We start from the raw sequence: 17,049 nt of genomic DNA, 5'->3' as shown, positions 1-17,049 counted from the left end.
GTGAAATCCGATCCGCGCGCTGGGGTGTCTGAGCGCAGCGCGACGTGATGTCCTTTGCCCGTATCGCCGCCATGACCCGAGTCTAGGTCAGTGTTCCTGTCATACCCTGCGCGCATGGCGGGGTTGCCCAACCGTCGGTGGTCAGAAAAGGGGCAAGTGCCTAGATTCCAAGCCATAGGGAGGAACAGGCCCGTCACGCAAACGGAGTGTTCCAGATGGCTGATATTTCTTTCCAACCCGCGGGGCGCAGACCGTTTTCCCGCCTCTTCTCTGGCATCGGGCTTGGCTTGTCCATGTCGGCAGCCGCGCGCTCGCGCATGACCCAGATCGAGCGGCTGAACGCGATGGGCGACGATGACCTCGCCGCCCGTGGCCTGAGCCGCGACGCGATCCCGCGCTACGTCTTCCGCGATCTGATCGGGCTTTGAGATAAGCGATTTCTGCGCTGCCCATGCTTGGGCCTGTGCCATTGACGAGTTCCAAGGGGGGCGGGTAAACCCATCCCCCTTTTTTCGTCTTTTGACGGGGTGCTTCCGGCGCGCTTTTTCCGCAGTGGCCGCACCCGACACAGCACGCGACCTGTCATGCCCCGAGCCACACGTCGAAACGTCTTCCCCGCTCTTGGCGGAAGCTTCCCGTTAACTCGCAGAACGCGGCGCGATCGGGATTGCACGCGCCGATAACCCCCGTATCGTGTTGCGAAACCTGTTTGACGTTTGATCCGCGCAGCAAGGGGGCCCATGTCGCGACTGCCCGCCATTTCCACCGCTGCGGCCCTTCTGGCCGCGGTCGCTGCATCGCCGCTCCGGGCCGATTGCGCCACGGCGGCGGACCTCGCGGCGGGGATCCGGGTCGATTTCGACAATGGCGGCTTCTGGCTCATGCGCGCGACGGACGCCCCAGATACCCTGATCGCCTTCTTCACGTGGGAGCTTGGGACCCCCGGCCAATCGGTCGAGATGGGGCGCGGCATTTACCCCCTGCGCCTGCAAAACGACGGGTCTGACGAGGTGATCGCGTTCACCTATGATCCGTCCTATGCCACTGCGCCGCCGCCCGCGCCGGGTGTGGTGTGGGAGGTGATGGAAACCGACGGCACGCGCCCGCCGGAGCCCAGCCGGTATGAATGGCGCGCGGCGGCCCCGCTTGTCCTTGGCGAGTGCAGCTATGACCTGCTGGAGTTGTCCCAGTCCCAGACGCTGTCAGGACAGCGGCTTGAGACCGATTTCATCTATTTCACCGCGCTGGGCTTCGCGGTGATGCTGGAACAGCGGCTGGACGGCAGAGTCCTCGCCGCGCTGACACCGACGGCTGTGGAGGTTATGGAATGAGCGATCCGAAGGCAGGGCGCGTGCGCCGCGCAGGAGACTGGAGCGGAGAGGCCGCAGGCCGCCTCGTGCTGGATTACGAGGCGCGGTTCCTGCGCCGCAAGCGGCTGCACACCGAGGCGGGCGGTCATCTCATGGTCGATCTGCCCGAGACCCTGTCCCTCGACGCGGGCGATGCGCTGGAGGCTGAAGATGGCGCGCTGTTCGAGGTCGTCGCAGCGCCCGAGCCGCTTTTGAAGATCACGGGCGACCTGGCGCGTTTGGCCTGGCATATCGGCAACCGCCACACGCCCTGCCAGGTTGCGGGCGATCACCTGCTGATCCGCGACGATCACGTGTTGAAGGACATGCTGGCCCGTCTCGGCGCCGGGGTGGAACCTGTCACCGCGCCCTTCACACCCGAAGGCGGGGCCTATGGCCATGGCCGCACCCATGGCCACGATCACGGCCATTCCCACGATCATCACCATGATCATGACCACGACCATGGTCATGCGCATAGCCACGACCATGCCCACTGACCGCTGCCCATGAGCCTGTTCAATTCCGGTCGCAGCCATGACAGCCCGCAACAGGCGCGCCTCTATGCCGCCTACGAAATCGCCTATACGGGCGTCGATTTCACCGCCGCGGCGCTGTTTGTCATCGGCTCGGTCATGTTCTTTTCCGAGGCATGGCAGATCCCCGGCACATGGTGTTTCCTGATCGGGTCGCTCTTCTTCGCGGCAAAGCCCACCATCCGCCTGGCGCGTGAGGTGCATTATGCACGGCTCGGCAAAGTCGAGACGCTGGCCGAGCGCCTCAAGGAGCCGGGTGATGACTGAGACCGATCTGCTGAGCCTGACGCAATGGTTGTCGCCGGCCTTTCCGGTGTCGGCCTATGCCTATTCCCACGGGCTTGAGGCCGAGATCACGCATGGTCGGGTTCATGACGGCGAAACGGCGCGGGACTGGATCGCGACGGTGATCGAGGTCGGGGCAGGGCGCAATGATGCGCTGATCCTGCTGGCCGTTCTGTCCGGGCGCGATGCGGACGAGATGGCCGATCTGGCCCGCGCCCTCGCCGGGTCCGCCGAACGCTGGGAAGAAACCCGCGCCATGGGCGCCGCCTTCGCGGAGACGGTGGCCGCCATGCGCGGCGGGAATGGCGTGGCGCGGCCTTACCCGGTTGCCGTTGGTATGGCCGCACGCGCTCTGAACGTGCCGCACGAGGTAGTCGCCGCGCTCTATCTGCAAGCCTTGGCGGCCAGCCTGGTGTCGGTCGCCGTGCGGTTCGTGCCGCTCGGGCAGGCCGAGGGGCAGCGGATACAGGCCGCGCTTCAGCCGCGTATCGCGGCGCTGGCGGGCGATTTGGCCAGGCTCGATGCGATGGCGGTCGAAGACCATCTCGGCGCGGCGGCCTTCGGCGCGGACTTGGCCACGATGGAACATGAAGGGCTGGAGGTGCGGATCTTCCGGACATGAGCCGGAAACCGCGACAGCAAGCGACAAGAAGGACAGGATGAGGCAATGAGCAAAAGCGTGAACGGCCCGCTTCGGGTGGGCATCGGCGGCCCGGTCGGGGCCGGCAAGACGACCCTGACCGAAAAACTTTGCCGGGCGATGGCGCGCGACTACTCGGTCGCGGTCATCACCAACGACATCTACACCAGCGAAGACGCGGAGTTCCTGTTGCGCGCGCAGGCGCTTCCCGCAGAGCGCATCAAGGGGGTGGAAACCGGCGGCTGCCCGCATACCGCGATCCGCGAAGATGCCTCGATCAACCTTGCCGCCGTGGCGGAGTTTCGCGAGAAGATCCCCGATCTCGACGTCATCCTGATCGAATCCGGCGGCGACAACCTGGCCGCGACCTTCTCGCCCGAACTGGCGGACCTGACGCTTTACGTCATCGACACCGCCGCCGGGCAGGACATCCCGCGCAAGAAGGGGCCGGGCGTCACCCGGTCGGACCTGCTGATCGTGAACAAGGTCGATCTGGCCCCTTACGTGGGCGTCGATGCCGAGCTGTTGCAAAGCGATGCGGCGGCGGCGCGCGGCGAACGGCCCTTCGTGATGGCGAGCCTTCGGGACGGGCGTGGCGTCGATGAGGTCGTCGCGTTCATCCGCGACGCGGGCGGTCTTTAGGCCGTCGCCGCGTCCTTGATCGGCTCACCGGTCAGTGACAGAAGGGTGCGAAACCGCTGCTCTCCCGTGGCGTCCAGCGCGTAGCGGGCAATGGTGGCGGCGCGGCGGGTTTGTCCGGCATTCAGCGCGGCTTCCGCCAGGCGCATCAGGTAGGACCCGTTGCGGCGCTTCGAGGGACGCAGGATTTCTCGCACCCGCGCGGCGTCGAGACGGTTGTTTCCAAGGGCGCGGAACATCGGCGGGGCCAGGTCATCCTCGTGGATCATGGTTTCCAGCGCCGAGCCGCAATGCGGCAGGTCAACACGCACCACGTTCGACCCCGAGAAGCGCGCGAAATTTTCCGGCGCGCCCGCTTCTTTCGAGTCGAACAGGATCGTTGCCGCGTCCGAGCCCGACAGGAGCGCGGATGCGTCCGCAAAGCGTGTGTTGCCGCCCGCCCCTTGGTCAACACGCGCCGCCGGGCGGCTGGCGATCACGCGCGCGCCGGGTGCTGCGGACGAGTAGCAGCAGGCCGCGTGCCCACAGACCGGGCCAAGGCCGAGGAAGAAGACGCGTTTGAACGTGTCGAAAACGCCATTGTCGAGCAGCGTTTCGAACATCAGAGAAAGATCGTCGTCGCGAAACCGCGTGTCGCCCATCGACAGGATCGACAGGAAGGACCATTCGCGCCGCACGACCATCTCGAACCCGGCCGGCATCCCGTCCCGTGTTTCGGCATAGACCCGCTCGGCCCGGTCGAAGCTTACCAGCAGCGTCTCGCTTTCCTCGACGAACAGGGCCATGTGATCGGCGCCCACCCGTTCGAAAAAACCGTGCCCGGAGCCGACGTCGCTCAAATGCTTCAGCCACGCAGCGCGGGTCCTGCCATGTGAGGGGAGGTCGGCCTCGTTGGTGTCCTGCAATCGGGTCATGTCATCCTGAGTATCTGCTCGCCGGGCCGTCTTCCAGCCCGTTGCATCCGTTCTGAGGGGCGATTGATGCAAAGCTGTGGAGGGCATTTGACAAATTCTGGGCAGACCGTGGCGACTGACGCCCGTTTGGGAAACACAGTGTTCACGCGGGGCATCCGGCCCGCCGCTCCGGGGGTTGACCCGCGCGGGGGCGACGGCCTTGATGGGCGCCACGGCCGGAAGGGGAGGACGATCCGACATGTTGCCATCCAGTATCGACGAGGTGCAGGAGGTTCTGGGCCAGCAGGGCTATGTCTGTGGCCGATCGCTGGCGACCGTGGTCTACCTGGGCCTGACCCTTGGACGCCCGTTGTTCCTCGAAGGGGAGGCGGGCACCGGCAAGACCGAGATTGCCAAGGCCATCGCCGCCGCCCTCGGCCGCCGCCTGATCCGCCTGCAATGCTACGAGGGTCTGGACGCCGCGAGCGCCGTGTACGAATGGAACTTCGCCGCGCAAATGGTCGCGATCCGTTCGGCCGAGGCGGAGGGCAGTGCCGACAAGGACGTGCTGCGCGAGGAACTTTTCAGTGCCGATTACCTGATCGAACGCCCGCTTTTGCAGGCCATGCGGCCCGACCCGGCGGGGCCCCCCGTCCTGCTGATCGACGAGCTGGACCGCACCGATGAACCGTTCGAGGCCTTCCTGCTGGAGGCTCTCTCGGATTTCCAGGTGACCATTCCCGAACTGGGCACGATCAAGGCGCCCGAGCCGCCCATCGTCATCCTGACCTCGAACCGCACGCGCGAAGTGCATGACGCGCTCAAGCGCCGCTGCCTCTATCACTGGGTGGATTACCCCGATATCGAGCGCGAACTGGCGATCCTTGCCGCGCGCGTGCCCGAAGCCTCCGAGGCGTTGTCGCGGCAGGTCGTGGGCTTCGTGCAGCGCCTGCGCACCGAGGATCTGTTCAAGCGCCCCGGGGTCGCCGAGACCATCGACTGGGCGAAATGCCTGCTGGCGCTGGACGTGATCGAACTCAGCCCCGAGGTCATCGCCGACACGCTGGGTGCGATCCTGAAATACCAGGACGATATCCAGAAACTGCAAGGCTCCGAGGCCAAGCGCTTGCTCGACGATCTCGCCGCCGAGGCCGGACCGGCCTGACCGGGACCGTGCGGCGTTCAACCCATGCGGGTTTTCTTTGACAGGGGCGTGATCTGGTTGGTTAACTTAACGTAATCAATCCGATCAGGGAGTCTGCCCCATGCGTTTTCTCATTCGTATCGCCGCCGCCTTCGTGCTGGCGCTTGGCGCCGTCGGCGTCTCGGCCAACACGGCCAGCGCGCAAGGCTGCCCCAGCTACAACAATCCCACGGTGTTCGGGTCGCATACGCTGAACGCGGGCTTCCTGCCCGATCCGTATTCTCGCAACCTGACCGCTGGCGGGCGGGTCAGCCTGTCCAACTGCTCGGGCGGTCAATGGCCCGGCTGGGTGGTGACGCGGCCCGATTTCCGGCTGTTTTACAACAGAAATCCCAATACTGGCGGGTCCTCGCCGACGGGGCAGTTGTCCTTCGTGCTCGAGGCACGGTCGAATGTCGATACCGTCCTGCTGATCAACGCGCCCGACGGGTCGTGGCACTACAATGACGATTACCCCGGGCGTGGCTTCAACTCGGCCATCACCTTCTTCCAGCCGCTGACCGGGCAGTATGACATCTGGACCGGCAGCTACCAGCGCTCGTCGAACAACCCTGCCGTGCTGTTCGTGACGGAATACGCCATCAACTGATGCGGCACGCTCAGATGGCCTCCCGCCCTTGACGCAGAGGGCGGGGGGCTTTCTTTTTCAGCCATGGTCGAACTTGCCCCCCTCGAATTGCCTGAGCGTCCGCAACTGGTGCGCAACATCACGCATTTCGCGCGGGCGCTGCGCAACGCCGGCCTGCCCGCAGGGCCGGGTCGGGTGGCCGACGCCATCCGCGCGGTCGAGGCGGCGGGCTTCACCGACCGGGCCGATTTCTATTACACGCTTCAGGCCTGTTTCACCTCGCGCCCCGAGCATCGGCACGCCTTCGACCAGCTCTTTCGCCTCTACTGGCGCGACCCGCGGTTCCTCGAACACATGATGTCGCTGATGCTGCCCGCCGTGCGCGGCGTGGCCGAGGAACGCACCGCGAAACCCGCCGAGAAACGCGCCGCCGAGGCCCTTTTGCATGGCGTGGCGCAGGAGGCCCCCGAGATCGACCAGCCCGAGGACCAGGGCACCGAGATCGAGGTGGACGCCACCCTGACCATGAGCCGCGAGGAACGGCTGAAAACCCTCGATTTCGAGCAGATGTCGCTGTCGGAAATGGCCGAGGCGAAGCGCATGCTCGCCCGCATGACGCTGGCCGTGAAGCCCTTGAAGAGCCGCCGGACCGAGGCCTCGCATCACGGCCGCCGCCCCGATTGGCGCGCGACCATGCGCGGGGCGCTGCGCCGGGGGGGCGAGGTCGTGGATTTCAACACCAAGCATCCGCGCACCCGCTGGCCCGCGCTGGTCTGCCTGTGCGATATCTCCGGCTCCATGTCGTCCTACTCGCGGGCGGTGCTGCATTTCCTGCACGCGGTCGCCAACCAGAAGGGCGCGGGCTGGGCCAAGGTGCACGCCTTCACCTTCGGCACGCGGTTGACGAACATCACCCGCCACCTTGCGCAGCGCGATGTCGATGCGGCGCTGGCCGCCGCCGGGGCCGAAGCGCAGGATTGGGAGGGCGGCACGCGGATCGGGTCCTGCCTCGAAGAGTTCAACCGCGACTGGTCGCGCCGGGTTCTGGGGCAGGGCGCGGTCGTGCTGCTGATCACCGACGGGCTGGACCGGGATGAGCCCGAACGGCTGGCCGCCGCGATGGAGCGGTTGCACCTGTCCTCGCGCCGCCTGATCTGGGTGAATCCGCTGCTGCGCTGGGACGGGTTCGCGCCCAAGGCCGCCGGCATCCGCGCCATGCTGCCCCATGTCGACAGCTTCCGCGCCGGCCACAACATCGCGGCGCTGTCCGGCCTGGCCGAGGCGGTCTGCCGCCCCGACGACACCGGCGAAAAGGCCCGGTTGATGAAGCTGCTAGCCGACTGAGCGCCCTCAATCGATGCAGATCTCGACCCGCTCGCCGCGCTCGTCCAGCATGCCGACGCAACCGAAGACGGGAGAGACGGCAGCGCATTCCCCGCGGTTCGCCTCCGGGTTCACAAGGCACATCCCCTCGCAATCCGTTGACCGCGTGCAGGCCTGCCCCCCATCCGAAAGATCGTAGCGGCAGGCCCAGGGCATCAACCCGCCCGAGCCGATATAGCCACCCGACGCGGCGCAGTCCGCGATCTCCTGCTCGGTGGGCGGAGCGAAAGGGTCGACTTCGTCGGACGCGCCAGTGTCTTGGCACGCGCCAAGGGCGAGGCAGATCAGGACGGGTGAAAAACGGCGAAACCACATGGAGAATACGTATCACATTCGCGCGTGAAAGCATCTGGCGGAAATCCGCCAGCCGGGCGCAAGGGCGCGTTGTGCCATGGGAACCGTCCCACCGAAGGGACGTTGATCCAGCAATCTGAACGAACCGATCGGAGGCCCCATGCGCCGCAATCTGACGACCACCACCGCCCTCGTGGCCAGCCTCGCGCTGGCGCTGCCCGTCCCGTCGCCGCTGGTTGCACAGGACGCGGCCCCCATCGAATGCCCGCCGGGTCTGTCGCCCGAGGAGTGCGCCGCGCAGGCCGAACAGGGCGTTCTGAATGGCGCCGCCGAGGTGCTGGACGACGCGGGCGAGGCCATGGAAGAGGGCGCGGAGGCCGTCGGCGGAGCCGTGGACAGCGCAGGTGAAGTGGTCGAGGAGGTTCTGCCAGCCCCCGAGGCCCCGGCGACCGAAGCAGCCCCCGAACCGGCAGCCCCCGAGGCCGAGAGCGCCGCACCGGAAGACAGCGGGGTGCCGGAACCCCGCCCCGCCGAAAGGCCGAATGAACGGGCGGAGCAGCCTGCCGAAACGCCGCCGTCCGAAGAGATCGTGGACGAGGGCGCCCCTGCGCCGCAGACCGGGGACGCGCCAGTGCGCTCTCCCGAGGAAATGCAAGAGGCGTTGACCGAAGAAGGCGCGGCCGAGCCGGGGACCGCGCCGGCTGACACCGCTCCGGTCGAAACCGTCGACCCCGCGCCGGATGCCGAGGGGGCGTCTGAACCCGAGGCCGACGTGGTCGTTGAGGTCGAGGAGGAAACGCCGGGCCTGCCCGAAACCAACCTCGCCGCCGAAGAGGCCGCCACCGGCGAAGCCGAAGACACCATGGCCGGGGGCGAAGATGCCGAGGTGGTCGAGGAAACGACCGAGACCGTCACCGAGGACACGGCCCGCCGCTCGGACGAGGATTTCACCGAGGCCGAGGCAGGTGCCCCCGCCGGAGACCGGGCTGCCGGGACCGCACGCAATCGCGACGATGACGGGCCGGGCTTTCTCGAAGGCGCGCTGCTGGGTGCTGCGGGCGCCCTTGTCATAGGCTCGCTTCTCAACGGCAACCGCGAGGTGGTCAGCACCGCGCCGGACCGGGTGGTGGTGCAGGACCCGGACGGCAACCTGCAAGTGTTGCGCGATGACGACGCCATCCTCCGCCAGCCCGGCGCCGAGGTGACGACGCGCAACTACGCCGACGGGTCCAGCCGGACCGAGGTGCTGCAACCCGATGGCTCCACCGTCATCACCATCCGCAATGCCGAGGCCCGTGTCGTGCGCCGCCTTGTCGTCTCGCCCGATGGTCGTGAAACCGTTCTGTTCGACGACACCGTGGCCGTTGCGCCCGTCGATGTCTCGACCCTGCCGGAACCCGACCGGGCCGCAGCCCCGCGCATCGAGCCGGGCAACGAGGATGCCCTGCGCGCCGCGCTGATGGAGCAGGCTGCGATCGACCGTGGCTTTTCGCTGAACCAGGTGCGCCAGATTGAGCGCGTGCGCTACCTCGCGCCCGCGGTGCAGGTCGAGAACATCACCTTCGAGACCGGCTCTGCCGCCATCCAGCCGGGGCAGGCCGAGGCGCTCTTTGACCTGGGGCAACTGATGACCGGCTTGATCGACGAAAACCCCGGCGAGGTCTTCCTGATCGAGGGCCATACCGATGCCGTGGGTAGCGCGGTCAGCAACCTCACGCTGTCCGATCGCCGCGCCGAGTCGGTGGCCCGCGCCCTGACCGAGTATTTCGGCGTGTCGCCGGCGAACATGGTGCTTCAGGGCTATGGCGAAAGCGATCTGAGGGTGTCCACGGCCGAGGCCGAACGCGCCAACCGCCGCGTGGTCGTACGCCGCATCACGCCGCTGTTGCAGGTCGCGCACGCCGACTGACCCGCAGCGAAGCGGTCTTGGCAAGTCTGCCCCGGCGCGGTCCCGCGCGCCGGGGTTTGTCCTGTCCACTTGAACGCCGCCCGCGCCCGGCTAGGGTGGGGGCCGGGGAGGTGCGCATCATGGCTCACGATCTGGAGAACATGCCCGAGATCGCGCTCGACTGGCATCGGGCGGGCAAGGGCGCGGTGCTGGCCACCGTGGTCGAGACATGGGGCAGCGCGCCCCGGCCCGTGGGCAGCCAGCTGGTGATTTCCGGCGCGGGCGAGATGGAGGGGTCGGTCTCGGGCGGTTGCGTCGAGGGCGCGGTCGTGGTCGAGGCGATGGACGCGGTGGGGTCGGGTGCCGGTCAGATGCTGGAATTCGGGGTCTCCGACGACCAGGCCTTTGCCGTGGGCCTTGCCTGTGGCGGGCGCATCCGGGTCTGGTTGGAGCCCGTGGGTGGCGCACTTCCCGCAGAGCTTCTGGAAGACCTCGTTGCGGCCCGCGCGGCCCGTCGCCCGGTGGCCTACGTGCTGAACACCGAAACCGGTGAGCGCCGTCTCGATCCGGCCGACGCTTGGCCCGACCGGTTCCGCATGGACCGCTCGGGCATGGAAGAGGACGGCCGGACCTTCGTCCATGTCCACAGCCCGCCCCTGCGGATAATCGTCGTGGGCGCGGTCCATATCGCGCAGGCGCTGTTGCCCATGGCGCGGATCGCGGGCTACGACCCCATCCTTGTCGATCCGCGACCCGCCTTCGGGGCCGAGGCGCGCTTTCCCGGCGAACCCATCGTCGAGGATTGGCCGGACGAGGCGCTGGACGCGCTCGGCCTCGACCCGCGCGTGGCCGTCGTGACGCTGACCCATGACCCGAAACTGGACGATCCGGCGATCATGCGCGCGCTGCGCTCGGACGTGTTCTACCTCGGCTGCCTCGGCTCCACCCGCACCCATGCCAAGCGCGTGGACCGCTTGAGCGAAGCGGGGTTCTCCGAGGACGAGATCTCGCGCATCCATGCGCCGGTGGGCCTCGATATCGGGGCGCGCGGCCCGGCCGAGATCGCCGTGTCGATCCTCGCCGAGGTCACGCAACGGCTGCGCAAGGGATGAGGTTCGGCCCGGTGCCACTGGCCGAGGCCGCGGGCGGTATCCTCGCCTACAGCCTGCGCGTGGGCGACAGGCGGTTCAAGAAGGGGCACCGCTTCTCCGGCGATGATCTTGCGCTGCTGGCCGATGCCGGGATGAGCGAGGTCACCGTGGCGCAACTCGATCCCGGTGACGTGGCCGAAAACGATGCGGCGCTGCGCCTTGCCCGCGCCCTGGTGCCCGACCCCGAGGCGGCGGGCCTGCGCCTCGATCCCGCCTTCACGGGCCGCGTCAATATCCGCGCCACCGGTCCCGGCGTCATCGCGCTGGAGGCCGGGGCGATCCATGCGCTGAACCGGGTCGATCCGATGATCACGCTGGCGACCGTGCCCCCCTGGCAGCGCGTGACCGAGGGGATGATGGTCGGCACCGTCAAGATCATCTCCTACGCCGTGCCCGAGAGCGCCTTGACCCGGGCCTGCGCCGCGGGGCAGGGGGCCTTGATCCGCCGCAAGCCGGTCTTGAAGACGGCGGGCCTGATCATCACGCAGACCGAGGCCATGCCGCCCAAGCCCGATGCCAAGGCCATCAAGGCGATTTCCGGGCGGCTGGAGGCCTTGGGCATGTCCCTGGCCGACACGCAGCATGTGGACCACAGCGCCGCCGCGATTGCCGATGCGCTGGCCCGCCTCGGGACGGACCTCGCGCTGATCCTGACAGCCTCGGCCACCTCAGATGTGTGCGACGAGGCCCCGGCGGGGCTGGTTCGCGCAGGCGGCATACTGACCCGCTTCGGGATGCCGGTCGATCCCGGCAACCTGTTGTTTCTCGGGTCGCTGGGGAAGGTGCCCGTCATCGGCCTGCCGGGGTGCGCCCGCTCGCCTGCGCTGAACGGGGCGGATTGGGTGCTGGAACGGATCGCCTGCGGTGTGCCGGTCTCCGCCGAGGATATCGCCGCCATGGGCGTTGGCGGATTGCTCAAGGAAATCCCCACACGCCCGCAGCCACGCGACGGCCCACGCCGGGACTGAGCCGCGCGTTGCCGCACAGGGGCCGCGCATTCGCGAACTGGAAACGGCGCGATCCGCGCTATTGTCCGGTTTGCGAACGGACACACTCCAAGGGAGAGACCCACATGCCCAAGCGCCTTCTTGCCACCGCCCTGATCGCGGCGGCTCTGCCCTCGCTCGCCACGGCCGAGATTGTGGGCGAACACGTGACCTACACGGTCGGCGACATGGAATTCGAAGGATACCTGGCACGAAACACCGCGCTGGAGGAAACGCGCGGAACGGTTCTGATCGTCCATGACTGGGACGGCATGACCGACTACGAGGAGCGCCGCGCCGAGATGCTGGCCGAGGCTGGCTACACCGCCTTTGCCATCGACGTCTACGGCGCCGAGACAGACCCGCAGAGCATGGACGAGTATCGTGCGCTGTCCGGCGCGCTTTACGGCGACCGGGAGACCTTCCGCGAGCGCCTGATGGGCTCGATCATGGCGGCCGAGGGCCTTGAGGGGGTCGGCGACGACATGGTCTTGATGGGCTACTGCTTCGGTGGTGCGGCGGTTCTGGAGGCCGCTCGTGCGGGGGCCGACCTCGACGGGTTTGTCAGCTTCCATGGCGGTCTGCCCACGCCGGAGGGTCAGGACTATTCCTCGGCCAATGGCGCACCGATCATGTTCTTCCACGGCTCCGCGGATCCGGTTTCGGGCCCCGGCGACCTGGCGGCTGTCATGGCGGAGTTGAACGCGGCGGGCGTGCCCCATGACGCGCAGATCTTCGGCGGCGCGCGCCATTCCTTCACCGTCTACGGCTCGCGCGATTACGATCTCGAGGCCGATCAAGGCAGTTGGACCGGCCTGCTGGAGTTCCTGGACGAGAGCCTGTGACAGCGTTGACAGGACAGGGTGGGGCGGCCTTCGGGCCGCCCCTTTTTTTGATGCGAGTTTTTCTTGGTTTGCTTCACGGCCACAATGCCAAGGTGCCGCAAAGATTACTGTCAACTCTTTCTTCGAAACGTGGCCGAAAATGCTAATGCTTGACTCAAATCGCTTTCACCACTCTCGGCCTCAGTCTTTCGACTGGAGTAAGAAACACTCAGATTTCTCGCAGTTTTTTGCACTTCAAATAGTTTAGTTAACTTTTGAGTATGCGTTTGGATGGATCTCTCCAATGCCTCCGGTCGCAGAGCAGAAAACGATTTGTAGTATGCGAAGGAAGCGAGAACTGGGTCTGCGGAGGCGACCGAAAAGGCCGCCAATCTCCTGATATCTGGTTCGCAAGTTGAAGGGCTGACGGAACTCTTCACTTCAATAACCCCGTTGGGGTACCAATCAGGTGTCCAAATGCCAATGTCAAACCTACCATTGTTTCTAGTATCGAGAGCGGGTCGCCCCGGTGAAACGGGAAATTCTTTTACTGGGTTCTCGACAGAGCACAACAGCTTTCCATTGCTAAATCCCCAAATTCCTTCGGCAACCTTGCATGTGAGATAATACTCGGCTCCTTCCCATAACCAAACCCCGCTCATTTTTTGGTAGTCAGAATGTGCCTTCACGATCAATTGCGTGATGTCGTCAGAGCGTTTTTGCGGGGATATCATTTGTTACTTCCAGCGCTTGCTACTTTGGACTATTTCACCAGTAGACCGGGTTATCCAACGCCGCCACGCAGGCCGACCCGCCGACGAGCGGGGACAAGGGCGCCCCATCCAGCGATTGCGCGATCCAGCCATGGGGATGCGAGAGTGGCAGGGGGGCGGCGACCTCCTCGACCGTGACGGGCTGAAACCCGACCTTTCCGTAAAAGGCCGGATCGCCATAGGTGACGGCGACATCCACCCCGCGACCGTGCAGATCGTTCAGCGCATGGCGGATGAGGGCCTGGCCCACCCCGTTTCCCTGCCACGCCGTCTCCACCGCCATCGGCGACAGCAGGAACACGGTGCGTGGGTCCTGCGCGAAGGCAAGCCGGCTGAACAGGACGGCGCCGATCAGCGCGCCCTCTTCCCAGGCGGCATAGGGGACAAGGTCGGGTTCGGGTGTGCGGGTCAGCATCTGGCGCACCAGCGTGCCGATCAGCGCGCCTTCCTCTTCGCCCTCGGACTCGGTGAAAACCCGCGAAAACAAGGCGATGACCTCGGGTTCCTGTCCCGCAACGTCCTGTGTGAACTGCATCTGCGCGCCTCCCGTTGGTCAAGCGGTAGCACCGCCCGGTCGTGCAGATCAACGCGAACGAACCGTTGCGCCGGTCACGAAAATTTTCCGTTTGCAGACGCCCGGTTCCGTGCTTGGATACCGCGCAATAACCAAGGGAGGAATTGAATGACCCAGGTAACGATGACCGTGAACGGGAAAACCGTTTCCGGCGACGTCGAGGGCCGCACGCTGCTGGCCGAGTTCCTGCGCGACGGGCTCAAGATGACCGGCACCCATATCGGCTGTGACACCAGCCAATGCGGCGCCTGCGTGGTGCATATGAACGGCGAGGCGGTCAAAAGCTGCTCGGTGCTGGCCCTCGATGCCGAGGGCGCAGAGGTCAAGACGATCGAGGGGATGGCAAACCCCGATGGCTCGCTCTCGACGATCCAGCAGGCGTTCCAGGATCATCACGGGCTGCAATGCGGCTTCTGCACGCCGGGCATGGTGATGTCGGCGGCGGCGCTGCTCAAGGACAACCCCAAGCCGACCGAGCGCGAGATCCGGGAGTATCTCGAAGGCAATATCTGCCGCTGCACGGGCTACCACAATATCGTCAAGGCGATCATGGCGGCCTCGGGGCAGGACGTCGGCGCCATCGCCGCGGAATAACCGCGACCGCGGGGGCAGGAGGAGGCCCCCCTTTCCCGACGGCCCCCTATGGTGGCGGGCCGCGGATCAGCGATCTGATTTACAGGGAGGACGACCATGCCGAAGGATCATGGCATCGGCGCCAGCAGCAAGCGGCGCGAGGACCTGCGCTTTCTGACCGGGCGCGGCCGCTACACCGACGACATCAACCTCATGGGCCAGGCCTATGTGCATTTCCTGCGCTCGGACATGGCGCATGGCAAGATCAACGGGATCGACACGTCCGAGGCCGAAAAGATGCCGGGTGTGATCCGCATCTTCACCGGCAAGGATTTCGAAGGCGTGGGCGGTCTGCCCTGCGGCTGGCAGGTCACGGACCGGCACGGCAACCCGATGCAGGAGCCGCCGCACCCGATCCTGGCCCAGGGCAAGGTGCGCCACGTGGGCGACCCGATCTGCGCCGTGGTGGCCGAAAGCGCCGCGCAGGCGCGCTCTGCCGCCGAGGCGATCGAGCTGGATATCGAGGAACTGCCCGCCGTCATCGACATGAAGGCCGCGGTGCAGGACGGTGCGCCCAAGGTGCATGACGAGCTGGACAGCAACCTCTGTTATGACTGGGGCTTCGTCGAGGAAAACAAGGACGCGGTGAACAAGGCCTTCGAGGAGGCCGCGCATGTCACCACGCTGGAACTGGTGAACCAGCGCCTCGCCCCCAACGCGATGGAGCCGCGCGTCGCCGTGGGCGACTATGCGCCCGGCACGGACGAATCCACGCTCTACACCACCTCGCAGAACCCGCATGTGATCCGCCTGCTGATGGGCGCCTTCGTGCTGGGCATCCCCGAACACAAGCTGCGCGTCGTGGCCCCCGATGTGGGCGGCGGCTTCGGCTCCAAGATCTTCCACTATGCCGAGGAAGCCTTCTGCACCTTTGCCGCCAAGGCGATCCAGCGCCCGGTGAAATGGACGGCCAGCCGGTCCGAGGCCTTCATCTCGGACGCGCAGGGCCGCGACCATGTCACCAAGATCGAACTGGCGCTGGACGCGGATAACAACTTCACCGCGCTGCGCACGGAAACCTACGCCAACATGGGCGCGTATCTGTCGACCTTCGCGCCCTCGGTGCCCACGTGGCTGCACGGCACGCTGATGGCGGGCAACTACAAGACGCCGCTGATCTACGTGAACGTGAAGGCGGTCTTCACCAACACCGTGCCCGTCGATGCCTATCGCGGCGCGGGCCGGCCCGAGGCGACCTTCCAGCTTGAGCGCGTGATCGACAAGGCCGCGCGCGAGTTGGGCGTCGACCCGGTGGAACTGCGCCGCCAGAACTTCGTGACCGAGTTCCCCTACGCGACGCCGGTCGCCGTGGAATACGACACGGGCGACTACCACGCGACGATGGACAAGCTGCTGGAGATGATCGACCGCGACGGGTTCGAGGCCCGCGCGGCAGAGTCCAAGGCGCGCGGCAAGCTGCGTGGCCTCGGCATCAACACCTACATCGAGGCCTGCGGCATCGCCCCCTCGGCCCTTGTCGGCCAGTTGGGCGCGCGCGCGGGTCTCTATGAATCGGCCACCGTGCGGGTGAATGCCACCGGCGGTCTGGTCGTGATGACCGGCAGCCACAGCCACGGGCAGGGGCACGAGACCTCCTTCGCGCAGGTCGTGGCCGATATGATCGGCATCGACGAAGGCATGGTTGAGATCGTCCATGGCGATACCGCCAACACGCCGATGGGCATGGGCACCTATGGCTCGCGCTCTCTCGCCGTGGGCGGGTCCGCGATGGTCCGGGCGACCGAGAAGATCATCGCCAAGGCGAAAAAGATCGCCGCCCACCTGATGGAGGCCGCCGAGGGCGATATCGAGTTGAAGGACGGCGAGTTCACCGTCGCGGGCACCGACAAGTCGGTCGCCTGGGGCGATGTCACGCTGGCCGCTTACGTCCCCCACAACTACCCGTTGGAGGAGTTGGAGCCGGGGCTGGAGGAAACCGCCTTCTACGATCCCAACAACTTCACCTACCCGGCGGGCGCCTATGCCTGCGAGGTCGAGGTCGACCCCGATACCGGCAAGGTCGAGATCCTGTCCTTCGCCGCGGCCGACGATTTCGGCAATATCGTCAACCCGATGATCGTGGATGGACAGGTTCACGGCGGCCTCGCGCAAGGCATCGGGCAGGCCTTGCTCGAAAACTGCGCCTATGACGAGGATGGGCAGCTTCTGTCGGCCAGCTACATGGACTATGCCATGCCGCGCGCCGACGACGTGCCGTTCTATGCGGTGGACCATTCCTGCCAGACGCCCTGCACCCACAACCCGCTTGGGGTAAAGGGCTGTGGCGAGGCCGGGGCCATCGGCTCACCGCCCGCCGTGGTCAATGCCGTGGTGGACGCGCTGCATCGGGGTGGACATTCCCACGTGATGCATATCGACATGCCGCTGACGCCCCATCGCGTCTGGCAGGCCATGCACCAGGCCTGAGG

19 protein-coding genes are annotated in these 17,049 nt (G+C 66.4%); 15 read left to right on the top strand and 4 right to left on the bottom strand.

All coding sequences use genetic code 11. The features are described from left to right. Positions 1-215 precede the first annotated feature (215 nt). The 6 genes from ABD923_RS15405 to ureG all read left to right on the top strand — a co-directional run bounded on the left by ABD923_RS15405 (position 216) and on the right by ureG (position 3,452). A complete protein-coding gene (locus ABD923_RS15405) occupies positions 216-428 on the top strand; it encodes a DUF1127 domain-containing protein (RefSeq protein ID WP_259552657.1) in 213 nt (70 codons plus the stop codon). Between the two features lie 312 nt (positions 429-740). Further along, positions 741-1,331, top strand: coding sequence for a hypothetical protein (locus tag ABD923_RS15400; protein ID WP_259552658.1), 591 nt, complete (start codon positions 741-743; stop codon positions 1,329-1,331). Next, positions 1,328-1,849, top strand: a complete 522-nt coding sequence (ureE, locus tag ABD923_RS15395) for an urease accessory protein UreE (protein WP_259552660.1) — start codon at positions 1,328-1,330, stop codon at positions 1,847-1,849. The genes ABD923_RS15400 and ureE overlap by 4 nt, the downstream gene beginning before the upstream one ends. A gap of 9 nt (positions 1,850-1,858) precedes the next feature. Next, positions 1,859-2,152: a YrhK family protein gene (locus ABD923_RS15390; RefSeq protein ID WP_222187011.1), complete on the top strand. Its 294-nt coding sequence runs from the start codon at positions 1,859-1,861 to the stop codon at positions 2,150-2,152. After that, entirely contained in the window at positions 2,145-2,792 is a 648-nt protein-coding gene (locus tag ABD923_RS15385; protein WP_222187012.1) for an urease accessory protein UreF, read from the top strand. Before ABD923_RS15390 ends, ABD923_RS15385 begins: the two co-directional genes overlap by 8 nt. Before the next feature lie 45 nt (positions 2,793-2,837). Next, entirely contained in the window at positions 2,838-3,452 is a 615-nt protein-coding gene (gene ureG / locus ABD923_RS15380; protein WP_259552675.1) for an urease accessory protein UreG, read from the top strand. On the opposite strand, the gene ABD923_RS15375 is transcribed toward ureG, so the two are convergent. Next, the gene (locus tag ABD923_RS15375) at positions 3,449-4,363 is read right to left on the bottom strand and encodes a hypothetical protein (RefSeq protein ID WP_259552676.1); all 915 of its coding nucleotides are present in this window, start codon (positions 4,361-4,363) and stop codon (positions 3,449-3,451) included. The two genes, ureG and ABD923_RS15375, sit on opposite strands and share 4 nt — an antisense overlap. A gap of 238 nt (positions 4,364-4,601) precedes the next feature. Here ABD923_RS15375 and ABD923_RS15370 point away from each other — a divergent pair, with 238 nt between their 5' ends. The 3 genes from ABD923_RS15370 (at position 4,602) to ABD923_RS15360 (ending at position 7,458) form a co-directional block, all read left to right on the top strand. After that, on the top strand, positions 4,602-5,507 hold the full coding sequence (locus ABD923_RS15370) for an AAA family ATPase (protein WP_259552678.1): 906 nt from the start codon (positions 4,602-4,604) through the stop codon (positions 5,505-5,507). A 100-nt stretch (positions 5,508-5,607) separates the two neighbouring features. Beyond that, positions 5,608-6,135 carry a peptidase S1 gene (locus ABD923_RS15365; protein ID WP_259552680.1) on the top strand — a complete coding sequence of 176 codons (528 nt, stop codon included), beginning with the start codon at positions 5,608-5,610 and terminating at the stop codon, positions 6,133-6,135. Positions 6,136-6,198: 63 nt separating this feature from the next. After that, positions 6,199-7,458, top strand: a complete 1,260-nt coding sequence (locus ABD923_RS15360; RefSeq protein ID WP_259552683.1) for a vWA domain-containing protein — start codon at positions 6,199-6,201, stop codon at positions 7,456-7,458. Positions 7,459-7,464: 6 nt separating this feature from the next. On the opposite strand, the gene ABD923_RS15355 is transcribed toward ABD923_RS15360, so the two are convergent. Beyond that, entirely contained in the window at positions 7,465-7,812 is a 348-nt protein-coding gene (locus tag ABD923_RS15355; protein ID WP_259552691.1) for a hypothetical protein, read from the bottom strand. A gap of 139 nt (positions 7,813-7,951) precedes the next feature. On the opposite strand from ABD923_RS15355, the gene ABD923_RS15350 reads away from it, so the two are divergent. From ABD923_RS15350 to ABD923_RS15335, 4 genes are all read left to right on the top strand, one after another. Beyond that, a complete protein-coding gene (locus ABD923_RS15350) occupies positions 7,952-9,700 on the top strand; it encodes an OmpA family protein (protein WP_259552692.1) in 1,749 nt (582 codons plus the stop codon). Between the two features lie 119 nt (positions 9,701-9,819). Next, positions 9,820-10,791 carry an XdhC family protein gene (locus ABD923_RS15345; protein WP_259552694.1) on the top strand — a complete coding sequence of 324 codons (972 nt, stop codon included), beginning with the start codon at positions 9,820-9,822 and terminating at the stop codon, positions 10,789-10,791. Next, positions 10,788-11,798, top strand: coding sequence for a molybdopterin-binding protein (locus ABD923_RS15340; protein ID WP_259552695.1), 1,011 nt, complete (start codon positions 10,788-10,790; stop codon positions 11,796-11,798). The genes ABD923_RS15345 and ABD923_RS15340 overlap by 4 nt, the downstream gene beginning before the upstream one ends. A gap of 104 nt (positions 11,799-11,902) precedes the next feature. After that, positions 11,903-12,661, top strand: a complete 759-nt coding sequence (locus ABD923_RS15335) for a dienelactone hydrolase family protein (protein WP_259552697.1) — start codon at positions 11,903-11,905, stop codon at positions 12,659-12,661. Between the two features lie 110 nt (positions 12,662-12,771). On the opposite strand, the gene ABD923_RS15330 is transcribed toward ABD923_RS15335, so the two are convergent. Together ABD923_RS15330 and ABD923_RS15325 are read right to left on the bottom strand one after the other, a co-directional pair. Continuing rightward, positions 12,772-13,374 carry a hypothetical protein gene (locus ABD923_RS15330; RefSeq protein WP_259552699.1) on the bottom strand — a complete coding sequence of 201 codons (603 nt, stop codon included), beginning with the start codon at positions 13,372-13,374 and terminating at the stop codon, positions 12,772-12,774. Positions 13,375-13,408: 34 nt separating this feature from the next. Beyond that, the gene (locus ABD923_RS15325) at positions 13,409-13,948 is read right to left on the bottom strand and encodes a GNAT family N-acetyltransferase (RefSeq protein ID WP_259552702.1); all 540 of its coding nucleotides are present in this window, start codon (positions 13,946-13,948) and stop codon (positions 13,409-13,411) included. A 147-nt stretch (positions 13,949-14,095) separates the two neighbouring features. On the opposite strand from ABD923_RS15325, the gene ABD923_RS15320 reads away from it, so the two are divergent. Both ABD923_RS15320 and ABD923_RS15315 read left to right on the top strand, forming a co-directional pair. Continuing rightward, entirely contained in the window at positions 14,096-14,581 is a 486-nt protein-coding gene (locus ABD923_RS15320; RefSeq protein ID WP_259552704.1) for a (2Fe-2S)-binding protein, read from the top strand. A 96-nt stretch (positions 14,582-14,677) separates the two neighbouring features. Continuing rightward, the gene (locus ABD923_RS15315) at positions 14,678-17,047 is read left to right on the top strand and encodes a xanthine dehydrogenase family protein molybdopterin-binding subunit (RefSeq protein WP_259552706.1); all 2,370 of its coding nucleotides are present in this window, start codon (positions 14,678-14,680) and stop codon (positions 17,045-17,047) included. Positions 17,048-17,049 lie beyond the last annotated feature (2 nt).

Source organism: [Roseibacterium] beibuensis (assembly GCF_039542305.1).
GTDB lineage: Bacteria > Pseudomonadota > Alphaproteobacteria > Rhodobacterales > Rhodobacteraceae > Roseibacterium > Roseibacterium beibuensis.
Note: the sequence above shows the minus strand (reverse complement) of the source record. Positions and strands in the feature narration are given on the sequence as shown.